General features: G+C 73.9%; 13 protein-coding genes and 1 pseudogene. 9 read left to right on the top strand and 5 right to left on the bottom strand.

Annotation, left to right across the window (positions count from 1 at the left end; all coding sequences use genetic code 11):
- Window positions 1–15 precede the first annotated feature (15 nt).
- The 4 genes from AC5RWQ_RS27865 to valS all read left to right on the top strand — a co-directional run bounded on the left by AC5RWQ_RS27865 (window position 16) and on the right by valS (window position 8,086).
- On the top strand, window positions 16–1,815 hold the full coding sequence (locus tag AC5RWQ_RS27865; protein ID WP_494285606.1) for an ABC transporter ATP-binding protein: 1,800 nt from the start codon (window positions 16–18) through the stop codon (window positions 1,813–1,815).
- Window positions 1,812–3,710, top strand: coding sequence for an ABC transporter ATP-binding protein (locus tag AC5RWQ_RS27860; protein ID WP_494285605.1), 1,899 nt, complete (start codon window positions 1,812–1,814; stop codon window positions 3,708–3,710). Before AC5RWQ_RS27865 ends, AC5RWQ_RS27860 begins: the two co-directional genes overlap by 4 nt.
- Before the next feature lie 132 nt (window positions 3,711–3,842).
- The gene (locus tag AC5RWQ_RS27855; protein WP_494285604.1) at window positions 3,843–5,420 is read left to right on the top strand and encodes a S1 family peptidase; all 1,578 of its coding nucleotides are present in this window, start codon (window positions 3,843–3,845) and stop codon (window positions 5,418–5,420) included.
- Between the two features lie 101 nt (window positions 5,421–5,521).
- Window positions 5,522–8,086: a valine--tRNA ligase gene (gene valS / locus AC5RWQ_RS27850; protein WP_494285603.1), complete on the top strand. Its 2,565-nt coding sequence runs from the start codon at window positions 5,522–5,524 to the stop codon at window positions 8,084–8,086.
- 90 nt (window positions 8,087–8,176) lie between these two features.
- Here valS and AC5RWQ_RS27845 read toward each other — a convergent pair whose 3' ends face one another.
- Genes AC5RWQ_RS27845 through AC5RWQ_RS27830 form a run of 4 tightly spaced genes read right to left on the bottom strand, consistent with a single transcriptional unit; the run spans window position 8,177 to window position 11,630 of the window.
- Window positions 8,177–8,887: an ABC transporter permease gene (locus AC5RWQ_RS27845; protein WP_494285602.1), complete on the bottom strand. Its 711-nt coding sequence runs from the start codon at window positions 8,885–8,887 to the stop codon at window positions 8,177–8,179.
- Between the two features lies 1 nt (window position 8,888).
- The gene (locus AC5RWQ_RS27840) at window positions 8,889–9,842 is read right to left on the bottom strand and encodes an ABC transporter ATP-binding protein (RefSeq protein ID WP_494285601.1); all 954 of its coding nucleotides are present in this window, start codon (window positions 9,840–9,842) and stop codon (window positions 8,889–8,891) included.
- Window positions 9,839–10,723: an ABC transporter permease gene (locus AC5RWQ_RS27835; protein WP_494285600.1), complete on the bottom strand. Its 885-nt coding sequence runs from the start codon at window positions 10,721–10,723 to the stop codon at window positions 9,839–9,841. Before AC5RWQ_RS27835 ends, AC5RWQ_RS27840 begins: the two co-directional genes overlap by 4 nt.
- Window positions 10,716–11,630, bottom strand: coding sequence for an ABC transporter ATP-binding protein (locus AC5RWQ_RS27830; RefSeq protein ID WP_494285599.1), 915 nt, complete (start codon window positions 11,628–11,630; stop codon window positions 10,716–10,718). Before AC5RWQ_RS27830 ends, AC5RWQ_RS27835 begins: the two co-directional genes overlap by 8 nt.
- 131 nt (window positions 11,631–11,761) lie before the next feature.
- Here AC5RWQ_RS27830 and AC5RWQ_RS27825 point away from each other — a divergent pair, with 131 nt between their 5' ends.
- From AC5RWQ_RS27825 to galT, 4 genes are all read left to right on the top strand, one after another.
- Window positions 11,762–12,331 carry a DM13 domain-containing protein gene (locus AC5RWQ_RS27825; RefSeq protein WP_494285598.1) on the top strand — a complete coding sequence of 190 codons (570 nt, stop codon included), beginning with the start codon at window positions 11,762–11,764 and terminating at the stop codon, window positions 12,329–12,331.
- Window positions 12,332–12,428: 97 nt separating this feature from the next.
- Entirely contained in the window at window positions 12,429–13,958 is a 1,530-nt protein-coding gene (cysC, locus tag AC5RWQ_RS27820; RefSeq protein WP_494285597.1) for an adenylyl-sulfate kinase, read from the top strand.
- Window positions 13,959–14,065: 107 nt separating this feature from the next.
- Window positions 14,066–14,866 (top strand): DeoR/GlpR family DNA-binding transcription regulator, encoded by an 801-nt coding sequence (locus AC5RWQ_RS27815; protein ID WP_494285596.1) that lies wholly within the window; start codon window positions 14,066–14,068, stop codon window positions 14,864–14,866.
- A complete protein-coding gene (gene galT / locus AC5RWQ_RS27810; protein WP_494285595.1) occupies window positions 14,863–15,939 on the top strand; it encodes a galactose-1-phosphate uridylyltransferase in 1,077 nt (358 codons plus the stop codon). The genes AC5RWQ_RS27815 and galT overlap by 4 nt, the downstream gene beginning before the upstream one ends.
- A 301-nt stretch (window positions 15,940–16,240) precedes the next feature.
- Here galT and AC5RWQ_RS27805 read toward each other — a convergent pair whose 3' ends face one another.
- Window positions 16,241–17,458 carry an NADP-dependent isocitrate dehydrogenase gene (locus AC5RWQ_RS27805; protein ID WP_494285594.1) on the bottom strand — a complete coding sequence of 406 codons (1,218 nt, stop codon included), beginning with the start codon at window positions 17,456–17,458 and terminating at the stop codon, window positions 16,241–16,243.
- A gap of 136 nt (window positions 17,459–17,594) precedes the next feature.
- Here AC5RWQ_RS27805 and AC5RWQ_RS27800 point away from each other — a divergent pair.
- Window positions 17,595–18,309: pseudogene (locus tag AC5RWQ_RS27800) on the top strand (MBL fold metallo-hydrolase).
- The last annotated feature ends 168 nt before the right edge of the window (window positions 18,310–18,477 follow it).

The raw sequence follows: 18,477 nt of genomic DNA, 5'->3' as shown, positions 1-18,477 counted from the left end.
CGCTACCGTCGGGTAGTGCCTGCGCAGCGCGACGACCCCGACACACGGGGCCACGCCGGCGCGCGCCCGCTGGAGAACCTCTGGCGGCTGCGCCGCTACCTGCGCCCGTACGCGGCGGAGTTCTGCTGGCTGCTGCTCCTCGGGCTGGCGGCCACCGCGGCGAGCCTGGCGGTGCCACTGGTGGTGCAGCGGGTCGTCGACGGGCCGGTCGCCCGGCACGACGTCGGCGGCCTGCTCCGGCTCGGCGGGCTCGCCCTGCTGCTCGGGCTCGCCGAGGGTGTGCTGATCTTCATCCGGCGGTGGACCCAGTCCTCCTCCTCCGTCGGCATGGAGGCGGCCATCCGCGCCGACATCTACGCTCACCTGCAACGCCTGCCGGCCAGCTTCCACGACCGGTGGCAGTCCGGCCAGCTCCTCTCCCGGGCCGTCACCGACCTCTCGGTGATTCGCCGGTTCCTCTCCTTCGGGCTGTTCTTCCTGGTACTCAACCTGGTCACCTACGGCGCCGTGGTGGTGCTGCTGATCCGGCTGCACCCACCGCTGGGGCTGCTGGTGGCGGCGAGCGCGGTGCCGCTGTTCCTGATCAGCCGCCGGTTCGCCCGGCACTACCACGCGGCGTCGCGACGGATGCAGGACCAGCAGGGCGACGTGGCCACGCTGGTCGAGGAGACCGCGCAGGGGCTGCGCACCATGAAGGCGTACGGGCGGGGCCCGGAGCTGGCCGAGCGGTTTGCCGGGCGGGCCCGCGCGGTGCACGACACCGGGATCGGCAAGGCCCGGCTGCTGGCCCGCACCTCGGCCCTGTTCGACCTGGTGCCCAACCTGACCCTCGGCGCGGTGCTGGTCTGCGGGGCGGCGCTGGTCGCCCGGGGCACCCTCACCATCGGCGAGCTGGTCGCCTTCGTCAGCCTCCAGCTCATGTTGACCTGGCCGGTGCAGTCGCTCGGCTGGATCATCGCCAACGGGCAGGAGGCGGCGACCGCCGCCGACCGGATCCAGGAGGTCCTGGACACTCCACCGTCGATCGTGGACGCTCCGCACGCCGTCCCGCTGACCCGGCAGGCGGTCCGCGGGCGGCTGCGCTTCGAGGGCGTCTCGTTCCGCTACCCGACCAGCCCGGAACCGGTGCTGCGGGAGATCACGCTGACCGTCGAGCCGGGCGAGACGCTGGCCCTGGTCGGCGCCACCGGCGCCGGCAAGAGCACCCTGCTCTCCCTGGTGCCCCGGCTGCACGACGTCACCGGCGGGCGGATCACCCTGGACGGGCACGACATCCGGGACCTGCGGCTGGCCTCACTGCGCCGGCTGGTCGGGGTGGCCTTCGAGGAACCGACGCTCTTCTCCATGTCGGTCTGGGAGAACCTCACCCTGGGCCGGCCGGACGCCGACGAGGACGAGGTACGGGCCGCGCTGGCGCTGGCCCAGGCCGACTTCGCGTACGACCTGCCGTGGGGGTTGGCCACCCGGGTCGGCGAGCAGGGGCTCTCCCTCTCCGGCGGGCAGCGGCAGCGCCTCGCGCTGGCCCGGGCGGTGCTGGGCCGGCCCGCGCTGCTGGTGCTCGACGATCCGCTCTCCGCCCTCGACGTGCACACCGAGGCGCTGGTCGAGTCGGCGCTGAAGCGGGTGCTGCGGGACAGCACCGCGCTGCTGGTGGTGCACCGGCCGTCGACGGTCGCGCTGGCCGACCGGGTGGCGCTGCTCGACGGGGGCCGGATCACCGCCGTCGGCCGGCACTCCGAACTGCTCGCCACCGTGCCCGCGTACCGGGAGGTGCTCTCCGCCGAGCCGTGCGACCACGGCCTGGTGCGCTCGTGAGCCCGCGCGTGCCGCGCCCCCGCGTACCCGACGGGGGTGGGGCGGGCGACGGCCCGGAGGACCTGTCCCGGTGGCGCGGGATGGCCACCGACCCGGACGCCGACCGCAGCCGCGCCGAGGACACCTCGCCGGAGGCGGTGGCCCGGCTGCGTGGCCGGAGCCGGGACCTGCTGCGCCAACTGCTCCGCCCACACCGGCGCGGGCTCGCGCTGGCGGTCGCCCTGCTGATCGCCCAGAACGCCGCCGCGATGTCCGGGCCGTACCTGGTCATGCTCGGCATCGACCGGGGGATCGCGCCGCTGCGGGGCGGCGACCCGGCGCCGCTGGCCGCCGTGGCCGCCGCCTTCGCCGTCGCCGCCGGCACCGAGTACGCGGCCCGCCGCGGCTTCCTCACCCGCTCCGCGCGGATCGGCCAGGCCGTGCTGCTGGAGCTGCGCCAGCGGGTGTACCGCCACTTCCTGACCCTGTCGGTCGGCTTCCACGAGCGCTACACCTCCGGCCGGGTGGTCTCCCGGCTCACCAGCGACCTCGACTCGATCGCCGAGCTGGTCGACGGCGGCATCGACAGCCTGGTGCTCGCCGCGCTGTCGGTGCTCTCGGTCGCCGGCATCCTGCTCTGGCTGGACCTGCCCCTGGCCGCGGTGACGCTGCTGGCGTTCCCGTTCCTGTACGGGCTGTCCCGCTGGTTCACCCACGCCTCGGCCGACGCGTACCGGCGCAGCCGGGAGGCGGTGGCGCTGGTCATCGTCCACTTCATCGAGTCGCTGCGCGGGATCCGCGCCGTTCAGGCGTACCGGCGGGAGCCGCGCAACCAGCAGATCTTCGCGGCCGTCAACGACGAGCACCGGCGGGCCAACGTTCGGGCGTTCCGGCTGATCGCGACGTTCTCCCCCGGCATCAAGGTGATCGGCAACGTCACCGTCGCGGTGGTGCTCGGGTACGGCGGCTGGCGGGTGGTCGGCGGCGGCATGGAGGTGGGTGTGCTCGCCGCCTTCCTGCTCTACCTGCGCCGGTTCTTCGAGCCGATGCAGGAGCTGAGCCAGTTCTACAACTCGCTCCAGTCGGCGACCGCGGCGCTGGAGAAGCTGGCCGGGGTGCTCGACGAGCGGCCGGGGGTGCCCGAGCCGGCCCGACCGGCGCCGCTGCCGACCGGCCCGGGGCGGGGGGCGGTGACGTTCCGGGCGGTCACCTTCTCCTACCGGCCGCAGACGCCGATCCTCGCCGCGCTGGACCTGGTCGTACCGGCCGGGCAGACGGTGGCGCTGATCGGTCCGACCGGCGCGGGCAAGTCGACCGTGGCGAAGCTGCTGGCCCGCTTCCACGACCCCGACGCCGGCGTGGTCGAGCTGGACGGGGTGGACCTGCGCGACCTCGCCGACGCCGAACTGCGCCGGGCGGTGGTGCTGGTGACCCAGGAGAACCACCTGTTCAGCGGCACCGTGGCGGAGAACGTCCGGTTCGGTCGGCCGGACGCCGACGACGCGGCGGTGGAGGCGGCCGCCCGGGCGATCGGCGCGCACGACTTCATCACCACCCTCCCCGACGGGTACGCCACCGAGGTGCACCGGCGTGGCGGCCGGCTCTCCGCCGGGCAGCGACAGCTGGTGGCGTTCGCCCGGGCGTTCCTGGCCGACCCCCGGGTGCTGATCCTGGACGAGGCGACCTCGTCGCTGGACGTGCCGACCGAGCGGCTGGTCCAGCGGGCGCTGGCCACCGTGCTGCGGGACCGCACCGCGCTGGTGATCGCGCACCGGCTCTCCACCGTCGAGACGGCCGACCGGGTGCTCGTCCTCGACGATGGCCGGATCGTGGAGGACGGCCCGCCGGCCCGGCTCGCCGGGTCCGGCGGCCGGTACGCCGCCCTGCACCGGCAGTGGCGCGACTCCCTGGTCTAGGGGACCGACGCGCGGCGCAGATCCCGCTAGACTGCCGCTCGTCGATCGGCCCCGGCCGTCGTCCGGTGTCGACCGGCCGGCGGGGGCGGTGCGCCGGTCGGGCACAGCCGGACAACAGGGGGAGGTTGCGGCGTGCGGATCCGACGGCGGGTCGTCATCGCGGCGGCACTGGCGGTCACCACGGCGGGCGCGGCCACAGTCGCACTGACCAGGCAGGACGCCGCCGAGTCGGCGCCCGCCGCGGCACCGGCCGCGGTCGGCTGGTCGGCCGGCGAGGCGCCCGCCCCGGCGGACGCGCCGCCGAGCGCGCAGGCCGGCATCGGCCAGCGCGCCGGCACCCCCCGGTCCACCGCCCCGGCCCGCCCGGTCACGGCGGCCAGCCGGCCGCCGAAGGAGGTGGCGAAGGCCGCGCCGGCGTCGGTGAGCTACCTGAGCGACCGGTACCGGGTGCCGCAGGACGAGGCGGCCCGGCGGCTCGCCCTCCAGGAGCTCTCCGCGCCGCTCGCCGACACGCTCGCCGCGAGGTTCCCCACCCAGTACGCCGGCATGTGGCTCGACCAGGCCGGCGGCGGCGTGCTCACCATCGCGGCGACCAGCCCGGACCCGGTCACGCAGGCGGTCGCCGGGGTGCCGGACGCCGCCCACGTCAAGGTCGTTCCGGTACGCCACTCGCTGCGCGAACTCACCGCGGCGGCGACCCGGCTGGCCGGGGCGCTGAACGTCACCGCCGGTACCGACGTGGTGGTCGACGAGAAGGCCAACGAGGTCGTGGTGCTCACCGGCGACGTGCTCGCCGCGGGTGACGCCCGGCTGGCCGACGCGCTCGCCGCCGCCGGTGTGCCGGCCCGGGCGCAGGCCCGGCTGGCCGCGTCCTCGATCCCGAAGGCGTGCGACCCGCGCTACTGCCCGCAGGCGCCGATGCGCGGCGGCATCCGGCTGGACGTGCCCCGCGACGACGGCACGGTCGGCGGCTGCACCACCGGCTTCAACGTGCGGGCGAAGTCCGGCCGGTACTACGTGCTGACCGCCGGGCACTGCGTGGTGGGCGGCCGGCACCAGCACGTCGACCAGACCTGGCACCAGTACCTCGGCCCGAAGGTGCCGGTCGGGGTCGAGTCGACCAGCCCGGTGCTGGCCGAGAACGCCTTCCCCAACGACTACGCGGTGCTGCCCTACTCCGACGGCGCGCTGGACCGCTGGGCGTGGTCGCGCCAGGCCGGCGGCGACGCGCAGAGCCTGGTCACCTACTGGTGCGTGACCGACAACCCGGCCTGCGCCACCACGCGCAGCCACGACGTGGCGATCACCGGGTACACGGCCTACAGCGCGGTGCAGTCCGGCTGGATCGTCTGCGCGACCGGCTCGGCGTACACCCCGAAGGCCGGCGAGACGTACGTCGACTCGGGGGCGGGGCTCGGGTACGTGCCGGGCACCCGCTGCGGCGAGGTCACCGGCAAGGCCAGCGGCGGCATCGACGTGCGGATCTGCGCCCGCCCGGGCGACAGCGGCGGCCCGCTCTTCACCGAGTCCGACGGCCGGGCGCTGGGCATCCTGCACGGCGGCGACCCAGGCGAGGGTGCGTGCACCAACGCCGCGGAGGAGAACATCTACACCCCGGTCTCCACCATCCTCAGCCGGGTGAACTCGCTCACCGGGCTCGGTTTCCAGATCGCCCTGCACGGCCCGCTGATCGGCCCGACCGCACCCTGACCGTCCCGTCGGGCGCAGGCGACCCCAGGGCGCCGGCGACCCGAGGGCGGACACGGCGATAAGCCGTGGGCCGGAGGCCGCCGGCTGCCTACGATCGACGGATGACTGATACGGCGAGGACGGCCCGCCCCGGCGTCCCCGAACGTCCCACGTTGGACGGCCTCGAGGAGACCTGGGCGCGCCGCTGGCAGGAGGAGGGCACGTACGCGTTCGACCGCTCGAAGGAGCGCCCGGACGTGTACGCGATCGACACCCCCCCGCCGACCGTATCGGGCGAGCTGCACCTCGGGCACGTCTTCTCGTACACGCACACCGACCTGGTGGCCCGGTTCCAGCGGATGCGCGGCCGGGCGGTCTTCTACCCGATGGGCTGGGACGACAACGGTCTGCCCACCGAACGCCGGGTGCAGAACGTGTACGGGGTGCGCTGCGACCCGTCCCTGCCGTACGACCCGACCTGGGTCCCGCCGACCACGCCGGTCGACGACGCGGCCCGGAAGAACCCGACGTCGATCGCCCGGCGCAACTTCGTGGCGCTCTGCGAGCAGCTGACCGCCGAGGACGAGCAGGTCTTCGAGGGGCTCTGGCGGCGACTCGGGCTGTCGGTGGACTGGTCGCTGACGTACACCACGATCGGACGGGTGGCCCGGGCGACGAGCCAGCGGGCGTTCCTGCGCAACCTGGCCCGGGGTGAGGCGTACCAGGCGGAGGCGCCGACCCTCTGGGACGTCGGCTTCGCCACCGCGGTCGCCCAGGCCGAGCTGGAGGATCGGGAGCGGCCGGGGGCGTACCACCGGCTGCGCTTCACCGGGCCGGGCGGGCGGGAGGTGCTGATCGACACCACCCGACCGGAGCTGCTGCCGGCGTGCGTGGCGCTGGTCTGCCACCCGGACGACGAGCGGTACGCGGAGCTGGTGGGCGGATCGGTGCGTACCCCGGTCTTCGGGGTCGAGGTGCCGGTGCGCGCGCACCCGCTGGCGGACCCGGCCAAGGGGACGGGCATCGCGATGGTCTGTACCTTCGGCGACCTGACCGACGTGACCTGGTGGCGGGACCTGCGGCTGGACACCCGGGTGGTGATCGGCCGGGACGGGCGGCTGCTGCCGGAGCCGCCGGCCGGGGTGCCGGCGGAGCCGTACGCGGCGCTGGCCGGGCAGACCGTCAACGGCGCCCGGCGGACCCTGGTGGAGCTGCTGCGCGACGCGGGCGACCTGGTCGGCGAGCCGCGCGAGATCAGCCACCCGGTGAAGTTCTACGAGAAGGGCGACCGGCCACTGGAGATCGTCTCCACCCGGCAGTGGTACCTGCGCAACGGCGGCCGGGACGCCGACCTGCGGGAGGCGCTGCTGGCCCGGGGCGCCGAGCTGCGCTGGGTGCCGGAGCACATGAAGCACCGGTACGACCACTGGGTGGGCGGGCTGACCGGCGACTGGCTGGTCAGCCGGCAGCGCTTCTTCGGGGTGCCGGTGCCGGTGTGGTACCGGCTCGACGACGCTGGCGAGCCGGACTGGACCCACCCTCTCACACCGGATGAGGCGACGTTGCCGGTCGATCCGTCCAGCGACCCGCCACCCGGGTTCGAGGAGTCCCAGCGCGGCCTGCCCGGCGGTTTCGTCGGTGACCCGGACGTGCTGGACACCTGGGCCACCTCCTCGTTGACCCCGCAGATCGTCGGCGGCTGGGAGACCGACCCGGACCTGTTCCGCCGGGTCTTCCCGATGGACCTGCGCCCGCAGGGGCACGAGATCATCCGGACCTGGCTCTTCGCCACGGTGGTCCGCGCCCACCTGGAGCACGGCGTGCTGCCCTGGCGGGACGCGGTGCTCTCCGGCTGGATCCTCGACCCGGACCGGAAGAAGATGTCCAAGTCCAAGGGGAACGTGGTCACCCCGCGGGCGCTGCTGGAGCAGCACGGCTCCGACGCGGTGCGGTACTGGGCGGCCACCGGCAAGCCCGGCATGGACCTGGCCGTCGACCCGGCCCAGATCAAGGTGGGGCGGCGGCTCGCCACCAAGCTGCTCAACGCGTCCCGGTTCGCCCTGGGGCTGGGCGCCGCGGACGCGCTGCGCGCCCCGGCGACCGCGCCGCTGGACACCGCCATGCTCGCCGAACTGCGCGGCGTGGTCGGGGTGGCCACGGCCGCCCTCGACGAGTACGACCACACGGCGGCGCTGATGGCCACCGAGGCGTTCTTCTGGCGGTTCTGCGACGACTACATCGAACTGGTGAAGGAACGCGCCTACGGCACCGGGCCGGCGGCCGACTCGGCCCGGGCGGCGCTGGCCACCGCGCTCTCGGTGCAGCTGCGGCTCTTCGCCCCGATCCTGCCCTTCGTCACCGAGGAGGTCTGGTCCTGGTGGCGGTACGGTTCGGTGCACCGCGCCACCTGGCCCACCACGTACGAGGTGGGGCGGGCGATTCGGTCCCCCGGTGACCCGGCGCTGCTGCGGCTGGCCGGGGACGCGCTCGGCCAGATCCGCCGGGCCAAGTCCGAGCGGAAGCTGTCGATGCGGGCGGAGGTCCCGCTGGCCGAGGCGCTCGGCCCGGCCGCCCTGCTCGACCAGCTCACGCTGATCGCCGACGACGTCCGCGCCGCCGGCCACATCACCAAACTCGACCTCCTCCCCGACCGCACCCCCGAACTGGTGATCGCCTGCGCCTTCTGACCCCCCAGATCCGCGCACTTGCACGGAAAGAGTGGCCTCCCGAGCGTGGGAGGCCACTCTTTCCGTGACAGCGCTGCCCCGGGGTGGGGCTCAGCTGGTTTCGCCGGCTACCGAGTAGGAGCGGAGGCGGTCGATCGCGAGGATGGTGAAGCCGATGCTGACCAGCGTGGCCAGGACCGCGGCGAGCGTCACCCCGACGGTGGTGGAGAGCAGCGCGGTGGGGGCCATCCGGTCGGCGAGGGCGATCACCCACTGCTGGATGGAGAGCACCTTGGTGCCCTTCACGAAGTTGCCCAGCAGCCCCTCCCAGATCAGCACGTAGACCAGGCCGAGCAGGACCGGCCGCCGGGTGACCAGGCTCAACGCCAGGAACAACGCCGAGTACGCCAGCGCGCCCACCGCCGAGGCCGCGGCCAGGGCCAGGCCGAGGCGTACCGAGTCGGCGAGCACGCCCGCGACGTAGAGCGGCACGGCGACGGTGACGGCGCTGACCCCGGTCGCCACCGCGAGCTTCGGCAGCACGATCTGCCAGCGCGGCAGCGGCTTGGTGAGGATGTGCACCACCGTGCCGTCGTCGATCTCCGCGCCGAGCACGCCGGTGCCGATGATCAGCGCCACCACCGGCAGCACCACGGCCAGGCCGAGGCCGACCAGCACGGACGGCCCCCACTGGCGGGGGTCGACGCCCAGCGCCCGGCAGAGCACGGCCAGCCCCACCAGCACGACCGGCAGCGGCAGCAGCATCAGGAACCGGCGCCGGCCGAAGAGCCCGCGCGCGGTGATCCAGGAAACGGTCGACATCTCAGGCCTCCACCAGGTACGAGAAGACGCTCTCCAACGACTCGTCCTCGGGGAGCAGCTGGCGGACCCGGATGCCCCGGGCCAGCGCGATCTTCGGCAGCGCCCGGGTGAAGGCGCCGTAGTCGCCGGCCCGGACGGTCAGGCCGGTACGGCCCAGCTCCACGCCGGTGACCGAGGGCTCGGCCATCAGCGCCACGGCCAGCGCCCGGTCGTCGGTGGAGCGGACGGTGAACACGTGCGGCCGGTTGGTCATCAGCCGGCGGATGGTCCGGAAGTCGCCGGACGCGGCCAGCCGGCCGGCCACCATCACCTGCACGGTGCCGGAGACCTGCTCGACCTCCTCCAGGATGTGCGAGCTGAACAGGATGGTCCGGCCGGCGTCGCCGAGGGAGTGCAGCAGCCCCATCATGTGCAGTCGCTGGCGCGGGTCCATCCCGTTGAACGGCTCGTCGAGCAGCAGCACCTGCGGGTCGTGCACCAGCGCCGCGGCGACCCGGGTGCGCTGCCGCATGCCCTTGGAGTACGTGCCGATCCGGCGGTCCTGCGCGTCGGCCATCTCCACCTGGGCGATCGCCCGCCGGGCCGCCGCCTCCGGGTCGGGCAGCCGGTGCAGCTTCGCGCTGGCCAGCACGAACTCGTACGCGGTGAGGAAGGTGTGCACCGCCTCCCGCTCGCTGACCAGGCCCAGCCGCCGGTAGACACCGGGGTTGCGCCAGGTCGGCTCGCCGTCCAGGGCGACCGTGCCCCTCGACGGCGCGAGGAAGCCGGCCATCATGTGCAGCAGGGTGGTCTTGCCGGCACCGTTCGGGCCGAGCAGCCCGGTCACCCCGGGCCCGAGGCGCATGGTGACGTCGTTGACCGCCACCACGTTGCCGTACCAGCGGGAGACGCCGGCCAGGTCGAGGGTGCTGGTGGTGGCGGTGGCCGGCGGGGCGCCGGCGTCGATCGTGGTCACTGGGCGGCCACCTTCCGGTATCGCAGCAGCAGCAGGGTGACGCAGGCGGAGACCAGCAGCACGGCGACCGCCGCGTAGACCGGGCCGAAGCCGCCGATCGGCATGCCGCCGCCCTGCCCCTCGGGCACCAGCAGGTCGCCGAGCGCCCAGTTGCCCACGCCGCTGACGAGCGTCGAGGGCGAGGCGAGGAAGGCCAGCTCGTTGACGGTCCGGGACGGCATGATCGACAGGACGCCGACGATCGGCGTGGTCATCAGGAAGACCGCCACGATCCCGCCCGCGGCGAACGCCCGCTTGCCGGTGAGCGAGGCGATCAGCAGCCCGATCGAGGCGAACACCACCGCCCACAGCGCCGCGTAGAGCAGGCCCGGCAGCAGGTCGAGCAGCTCGTCCCAGACCCCGGCCATCCCCCGGTCGGTGGTGAACGCGGCGCCGAGGAACATCACCAGCTGCGGGCCCCCGAGCAGCAGCCAGAGCGCGCTGATCAGGGCCAGCAGCTTGGCCACGGCGTAGTCGCCGCGCGGCAGCGGCCGGGAGAAGTACAGCGGCAGCACGCCGCTGCGCAGATCCCGGGAGACCAGCTCGGGGGCGGCCGCCGCGACGAAGAAGATGACCAGCCAGCTCATCGCGTTGGCGAACTGGGCGTACGTCATCACCACCTGGCCGATCTGGCTGCGCACCGCGGTCACCCCGGCGGCCACCACGGTGACGATGGCGACCACCAGCCAGGGGAAGATCTTGGCCTTGGCGCTGCGGCCCAGCCCGAAGACGGTGCGCAGCCCGTGCAGGTAGAGCGCGCCGAAGACGTGCCGGCGCCCCAGCCGAGGGCCGGTGTAGCGCTGGTAGCCGATGTCGTGGATGACCCCGGTCGGCTCAGACATGACTGGGCTCCCTCGCGGCGAAGAGTTCGGCCACCCGGTGCCGGCGCTGGTCCAGCCGGTGCAGCGGCAGGTCCAGCTCGGCGACCGCGCCGAGGATCTGGTCGTACGTGCCCTCGTCGACGAGCGGGACGAGCAGCATCCGGCCGTCCCGGGTCACCGGCAGGGCGAGCGCGGCGAGCCGGGTGGCCAGCTCGTCGGTACCCTCGCTGACCTCGACGGCGAGCACGTCGGTGGCCGACGTCATCGCGGCGATCCGGTCGGCGCGCAGCAGCCGGCCGCCGTCGATGGCGACCAGGGTGTCGCAGATCCGCTCCACCTCGCCGAGCAGGTGCGAGCAGACCAGGACGGAGATGCCGAACTCGGTGCCGATCCGGTGGACCAGGGCGAGCATGGCGTCCCGGCCGGCCGGGTCGAGGCCATTGGTCGGCTCGTCGAGCAGCAGCAGGTCCGGGTCGTGCACCAGGGCCTGGGCCAGCTTCACCCGCTGCTTCATGCCCGTGGAGTAGCCACCCACCGGGCGGTAGCGCTCCTCGTACAGGCCGACGTGGCGCAGCGCCTCGGAGGCGCGTTCCCGGGCCACCGTGCGGGGCAGCCCGCTCATCCGGCCGAGGTGGGTGACCAGCTCGGCGGCGGAGAGGTCGGGCGGGAGCGCGTCGTGCTCCGGCATGTAGCCGACCCGGGCGCGCACCGCCGCCGGGTCGGAGGTGGGGTCGAGGCCGAGCACGGAGACCCGCCCGCTGGTCGGGGCGAGCAGCCCCAGCAGGATCTTGATCAGGGTGGACTTGCCGGCGCCGTTGGCGCCGACCAGGCCGATGATCCCCGGCTCGACCGCGACGGTCAGGTCGGCCAGCGCGGTGACCCGACCCCCGTACGTCTTGGTCAGCGACTCGGTCGCGATCAGTGTCACGCTCGTCAGCCTAGGGAGCCCACGCTCGTCGGGACATCAGGCACGCCCCTGATACCACCAGTAGGGGTGGTAAGGAAGTCGTAAGGCCGGCGCCGGGTGACCCGACCGGGCCGGCCGGCGAGACTGGGTGGGTGATCTCCCGCCTGCTGCGCACCCCGCTGACCTGGCTCGTCGTCGCCGTTCTCGGCGTCGGCGCCGCCCTCGGGCTGTACTGGTTCCAGCCCTGGAAGCTGGCCACCGACACCCGGGTGGACGAGGAACTGTCCGCCGTGGAGGCCACGCCGTCGAACCCGGCCACCCCGGCGGGCACCGCCGGGGCGACGGCCGCCCCGGCACCGGCCGGGCCGACCCTGGTCCGCCGGGGCGAGTTCGTCACCCACGAGCACGACACCGCCGGCACCGTCCGGATCGTCCGGGGCGCCGACGGCGGGTACCGGCTGGAGCTGGTCGGACTGGCCACCTCCAACGGGCCGGACCTGCGGGTCTGGCTGACCGACCAACCGGTCCGCGCCGGCCGGGCGGGCTGGGACGTCTTCGACGACGGCCGCTGGGTCGAGCTGGGCCGGCTCAAGGGCAACCGGGGCGACCAGGCGTACCCGATCCCCGCCGGCACCGACCTGACCGGGCTGACCAGCGTGTCCATCTGGTGCAAGCGGTTCGCGGTCTCCTTCGGGGCGGCCCCGCTGACCCCCGCCGGCTGACTCGTCGGGGGCCGTATGGCCGGGAGTGGAGTGGCGCTCTCGACCGATCGCCGGTCGGCTGAGAAACTGTGTGCCGGTCGGCGAGTGAGGGGTGCGGATGAGCAACGGGTGGGTGCTGCCCGACGAGGTACTTCGGGACGCGCCGGCGTACACGCCGCGTCCCGGGGAGCTGGCCGATCTGGAGTTGCTGCTGAGCGGGGCGTACGCCCCGCTGGCCGGCTTCATGACCCGGGCCGATCTGGCCTCGTTGCAGCGCCGGGGGCGGCTCGCCGACGGGACCTCCTGGCCGGTGCCGGTGACGCTCCAGGTGCCGGCGGCGCTGGCCGACGGGCTGGACCCGGCCGATCCGCTGCGCCGGGCCATGGTGCTCACCGACGGCGAGGGCGCGCCGGTGGCCGCGGTCGAGGTGACCGACATCTGGCCGGTCCGCGAGGGCGTGGCCGGCGTGGGCGGCCCGGTGCGCCGGCTCGGCGACGGCGGGCACGGACCGTTCCAGCGGCTGCGCCGCACCCCGGAGGAGATCCGCGGGCTGCTGCCGCCGGGGCGGGTGCTCGGGGTGATCGCCGACCGGCCGCTGCACCGGCCGCAGCTGGCGCAGATCGCGCACGCCGCCCGTACTCTCGCCGCCCACCTGCTGGTGATGATCCCGGTCGGTCCGGACGGCACCGGCGGGCTGCCCCCGGAGGCCCTGGTCCGCAGCGTCTTCGCGGCCCGTGACCGGATGCCTCCGGCCACCCTGATCGTGGTGCCGATGCCGCGCGGCCGGGACGAGATCGGCAATGCCCTGCTGCGGGCCCGGATCTCCGCCGCGTACGGGGTGACCCACCTGCTCTCCACCGGCGAGATGCTCTCCGGGGCCGGCCTGCGGGTGTTGGTCCCCCGCGAGCTGGCCTACGACAACCGGGACGGGCAGTGGCGCTCCCGGGAGGACATCCCGCCGCGCAACCGGCGGCTGGCGCTGAGCCAGGAGGAGATCGACGACCTGCTCGACCGGGGCTTCCCGCTGCCCGAGTGGCACACCCCGCCGGCGGTGGCCAAGGAGCTGAGCCGGGCCCGCCCGCCACGCCGCCACCGGGGCCTGGTGGTCTTCCTGACCGGGCTCTCCGGCTCCGGCAAGTCGACGATCGCGCGCGGGCTGGCGGACGCGCTCCGCGAGCAGGGCGACCGGACGGTGACCCTGCTCGACGGGGACGTGGTGCGCCGGGAACTCTCCGCGGGGCTGGGCTTCAGTAAGGCCGACCGGGACGCCAACGTGCGTCGGATCGCCTGGGTGGCCGCCGAGATCGCCCGGCACCGGGGGGTGGGCATCTGCTGCCCGATCGCCCCGTACGCGCAGGCCCGGGCGGCGGCGCGGGAGATGGCCGCGACCGCCGGGGCGGGCTTCCTGCTGGTGCACGTGGCGACCCCGCTGGAGATCTGCGAGCGCCGCGACCGCAAGGGCCTGTACGCGCGGGCCCGGGCCGGCCTGCTCACCGGGATGACCGGCATCGACGACCCGTACGAGGAGCCGACCGACGCCGAGCTGGTGATCGACACCACCGACGTCTCGGTCGAGGAGGCGGTGCAGTCGGTGATGCACCACCTGACCGAGACCGGTTGGGTGGAGCCGCGCCTGCAGTCCGCCTGATTCGCCGGGCGTTCCTTCCCTCGCTGCTCCCTGCGCGCTAGTGTTCGTTCTTGTTGGAACACGTTTGAGCGCGTGAGACTGTGCGCGGGAGCCCGGAGGTGCAAGGAATGCTGGCGCGGCAGCGGCAGGCGGCGATCCTCGACCGGGTCCGCGCCGCCGGCGGGGTCCGGGTGACCGAGCTGGCCGCCGAGTTCGGCGTCTCCGACATGACCATCCGGCGCGACCTGGAGACGCTGCACGAGCAGGGCCTGCTGGCCAAGGTGCACGGCGGCGCGACGCTCGCCGGCCCGAGCGCCACCGACGAGCCGGGCTTCCACGCCAAGTCCGTCCGGCAGTCCGCCGAGAAGGCCGCCATCGCCGCCCGGGCCGCCGAGCTGGTCCGCCCGGGCGCCGCGGTCGCCCTCTCCGCCGGCACCACCACCGCCGAGCTGGCCCGGCGACTGGTCGACGTGGCCGGGCTGACCGTGGTGACCAACTCGCTGCCGGTGGCCGAGATCCTGCACACCCAGGGCCGCCCCGACCAGACCGTGGTGCTGACCGGCGGGGTGCGCACCCCGTCCGACGCGCTGGTCGGGCCGCTGGCCGTGGCGGCGATCCGCGCCCTGCACCTGGACCTGCTCTTCCTGGGCGTGCACGGGATCACCGAACGGGCCGGCTTCACCACGCCCAATTTGATGGAGGCGGAGACCGACCGCGCCCTGGTGGCCGCCGCCGACCGGCTGGTCGTGCTGGCCGACCACACCAAGTGGGGCACGGTCGGGATCTCCTCGATCGTCGCGCTGGAGGACGCCGACGTGCTGGTCACCGACGACCGGCTCGCACCGCAGGCGCGACAGGTACTCGACGAGAAGGTGGGCGAACTGGTGATCGTGGCGGGCGCGGGCCGGACGACGGAGGAGGCGCGGTGAAGCGTACGGCGATCGAGCTGGCCGACGGTCGGGAGCTCATCTACTTCGACGAGCGGGACGACGCGGTTCGCGACCAGCCGGACCGGCGCGAGCTGCCGCCGCCCCCGCCCGCCTCCCAACTGCGATACGACCCGCTGACCGAGGAGTGGGTGGCGGTCGCCGTGCACCGGCAGACCCGCACCTTCCTGCCGCCCGCCGACCAGTGCCCGCTCTGTCCGTCCCGGGGTGAGCGGCTCAGCGAGATCCCGGCCCCCGACTACGACGTGGCCGTCTTCGAGAACCGCTTCCCCTCGCTGAGCCAGCGGATCGCCGACGAGCCGGCCGAGATCACCCCCTTCACCCCGGTCCGGCCCGGGCAGGGGCGCTGCGAGGTGGTCTGCTTCACCGACGACCACAACGCCTCGTTCGCCAGCCTGTCGGCGGAGCGGGTCCGCCTGGTGGTGGAGGCGCTCGCCGACCGGACCGCCGCGCTGGCCGCGCTGCCCGGCGTGGAGCAGGTCTTCCCGTTCGAGAACCGGGGGGTGGAGATCGGGGTGACCCTGCACCACCCGCACGGGCAGCTCTACGCGTACCCCTTCGTCACGCCGCGGACCCGGTCGCTGCTGGCCGCGGCCCGCCGGCACGCCGAGCGGACCGGCGGCGGCAACCTCTACGCGGACGTGCTGGCGGCCGAGCGGGCCGCCGGCGAACGGGTGGTCGCCAGCAACGAGCACTGGACGGCGTACGTCCCGGCGGCGGCGCGCTGGCCGTTCGAGGTGCACGTGGCGCCGCACCGGCCGGTGCCGGACATCCCCGCGCTCACCGACGCCGAGCGGGACGCCTTCGGGCCGCTCTACCTGGACGTGCTGCGCCGCTTCGACGGCCTGTTCGGCCTGCCGATGCCGTACATCGCGGCGTGGCACCAGGCGCCGGTGCGGATCGACCGGGAGCTGGGCCACCTGCACCTTCAGCTGTTCAGCATCCGGCGGGCGAAGGACAAGCTGAAGTACCTGGCCGGCTCGGAGTCCGGCATGGGCGTCTTCATCAACGACATCGCCCCGGAGCGGGCGGCGGAGCTGCTCCGCGCCGCCTGACCTCGCCGCGGCCCGGCCGGGCCGCTCGACCCTCCCGCCGCACAACAGGGCGCGGGGGGCCCGGGACAGGGCCCCCCGCAGGGAAGGGACGGCTGGCTGTGCGCGACAGCCGGGAAGGCTGGCTGGTCGGCACTCGTGCCGCGAGGCGACCGCGGTCAACCTTCCTGGACGAGACTGGCATCGCGTCCACCTGGTTCAACGACCTGCGCTCCCGCCGGTGACGCACCCCGCCGGGTGACGGCTCCCGGGTACGACGGAGCCCGCCGGCGGGTGCCGGCGGGCTCGTCGATGCGCGGGAGGATCAGGCGGCGAGCTTGCGCGCCAGGTTCTCGTCGAGCGCGTTCATGAACTCGTCGGTGGTCAGCCACGGGGCGTCCCGCGAGATGAGCAGCGCGAGGTCCTTGGTCATCTGGCCGCCCTCGACGGTGTCGACGATGACCTGCTCCAGGGTGTTGGCGAACTCGGTGACCGCCGGGGTGTTGTCCAGCTTGCCCCGGTGGGCCAGGCCCCGGGTCCAGGCGTAGATCGAGGCGATCGGGTTGGTCGAGGTCTTCTCGCCCTTCTGGTACTGCCGGTAGTGCCGGGTGACCGTGCCGTGCGCGGCCTCGGCCTCGACGGTGCGGCCGTCCGGGGAGAGCAGCACGGAGGTCATCAGGCCGAGCGAGCCGAAGCCCTGCGCGACGGTGTCGGACTGCACGTCACCGTCGTAGTTCTTGCAGGCCCAGACGTAGCCGCCCTCCCACTTGAGCGCGGCGGCGACCATGTCGTCGATCAGCCGGTGCTCGTAGGTGATGCCGGCGGCGGCGAACTCGGACTTGAACTCGTTCTCGAAGACCTCGGCGAAGATGTCCTTGAACCGGCCGTCGTACGCCTTGAGGATGGTGTTCTTGGTGGACAGGTAGACCGGGTAGTTGCGGTCCAGGCCGTACCGGAACGAGGCCCGGGCGAAGTCCCGGATCGACTCGTCGAAGTTGTACATGCCCATGGCGATGCCGCCGCCGGGGAAGTTGGCGACCTCCATCTCCATCGGGGCGCCGCCGTCGGCCGGGGTGTAGGTGATGGTCACCGTGCCCGGGCCGGGGACGACGAAGTCGGTGGCCTTGTACTGGTCACCGTGGGCGTGCCGGCCGATGATGATCGGCTTGGTCCAGCCGGGGACGAGCCGCGGCACGTTGGACATGATGATCGGCTCGCGGAAGACGACGCCGCCGAGGATGTTGCGGATGGTGCCGTTCGGCGACCGCCACATCTTCTTCAGGCCGAACTCCTCCACCCGGGCCTCGTCCGGGGTGATGGTCGCGCACTTGACGCCGACGCCGTGCTCCTTGATGGCGTTGGCGGCGTCGACGGTGACCTGGTCGTCGGTCTCGTCCCGGTGCTGGATCGAGAGGTCGTAGTAGTGCAGGTCGACGTCGAGGTAGGGCAGGATCAGCTGCTCACGGATCTGCTTCCAGATGATCCGGGTCATCTCGTCGCCGTCGAGCTCCACGACCGGGTTGTTTACCTTGATCTTCGCCATCGACCGGCGCTCCTCTCGGGGGACACGTGCTCAAGCAGTACGAGCGTACTGGAAACTGGCAGGCAGTCCCCAGCCGGCCTCGGTCGGCCGGGAAATCGGGGTGCACGGCGCAGGAGATCGTTGGCAGCATCACCGGATGCCACTGAGCCGCACCCTCGGGTCTATCACGGTCACCGCGCTCACCGACGGGGAGGGGCCGTTCTTCCAGCCCCGTACCGAGGCCTTTCCGGCGGCCACCGCCGCGCAGTGGCGGGAGGCCGACCGGCGGGACCCGGCGGCGGTGACCGCCGACGGACGCTGGTGGCTGCCGTTCCGCAGCTTCGCGCTGCGGGCCGGCGAGGGACCGGTGACGCTGGTCGACGCCGGCATCGGCCCGGCCGGCTCCCCCGCCGCGAGCTGGGCCCCGGTGCCCGGCCGGCTCCCGGCCGAGCTGGCCGCGGCCGGGATCGACGTACTTCCCGAATGCCGACTACCTGGTGCAGCTGGCCGCGATGGAGTCGATCAACCCCGGACTGCCGGCCGGCCTGGTCGCGCCGTTGCGCGCCGCCGGCCGGCTCCGGGTCGTCGACGGCGACACCCCACTCACCCCGGGGGTACGCGTGCTGAGCACCCCGGGGCACACCCCCGGCCACCAGTCGGTGCTGCTGGAGGCGGACGACGAGCGCCTCCTGCTCACCGGCGACCTGCTGGTGCACGCCGTCCAACTGGTCGACCCCGAGCTTGCGTACGCCCATGAGGAGGACCCGCCCACGGCCCGCGCCTCCCGCACGACCCTCCTGCGCACCCCGGCCGCCCGCGGCGCAACCACCCTCGCCACCCCCCACCTGGGCACCCCCTTCACCCCCCTCTGATCCCCACCCCACCCGCCCACGCACCCACCCGAGTTGACCAAGGAGTTTGCGCACGGAATCGGGGTCCTACCGGACGCAAACTCCTTGATCAACGGTGCTGGGTGGGTGGGGTGCGACGAGGGGCGCGCCCGCGAATCCGGCGCGCCCCACCGGGGTGGGGTGGTCCAC

The sequence above is a fragment of the Micromonospora sp. BS32 genome, assembly GCF_059089345.1.
Note: the sequence above shows the minus strand (reverse complement) of the source record. Positions and strands in the feature narration are given on the sequence as shown.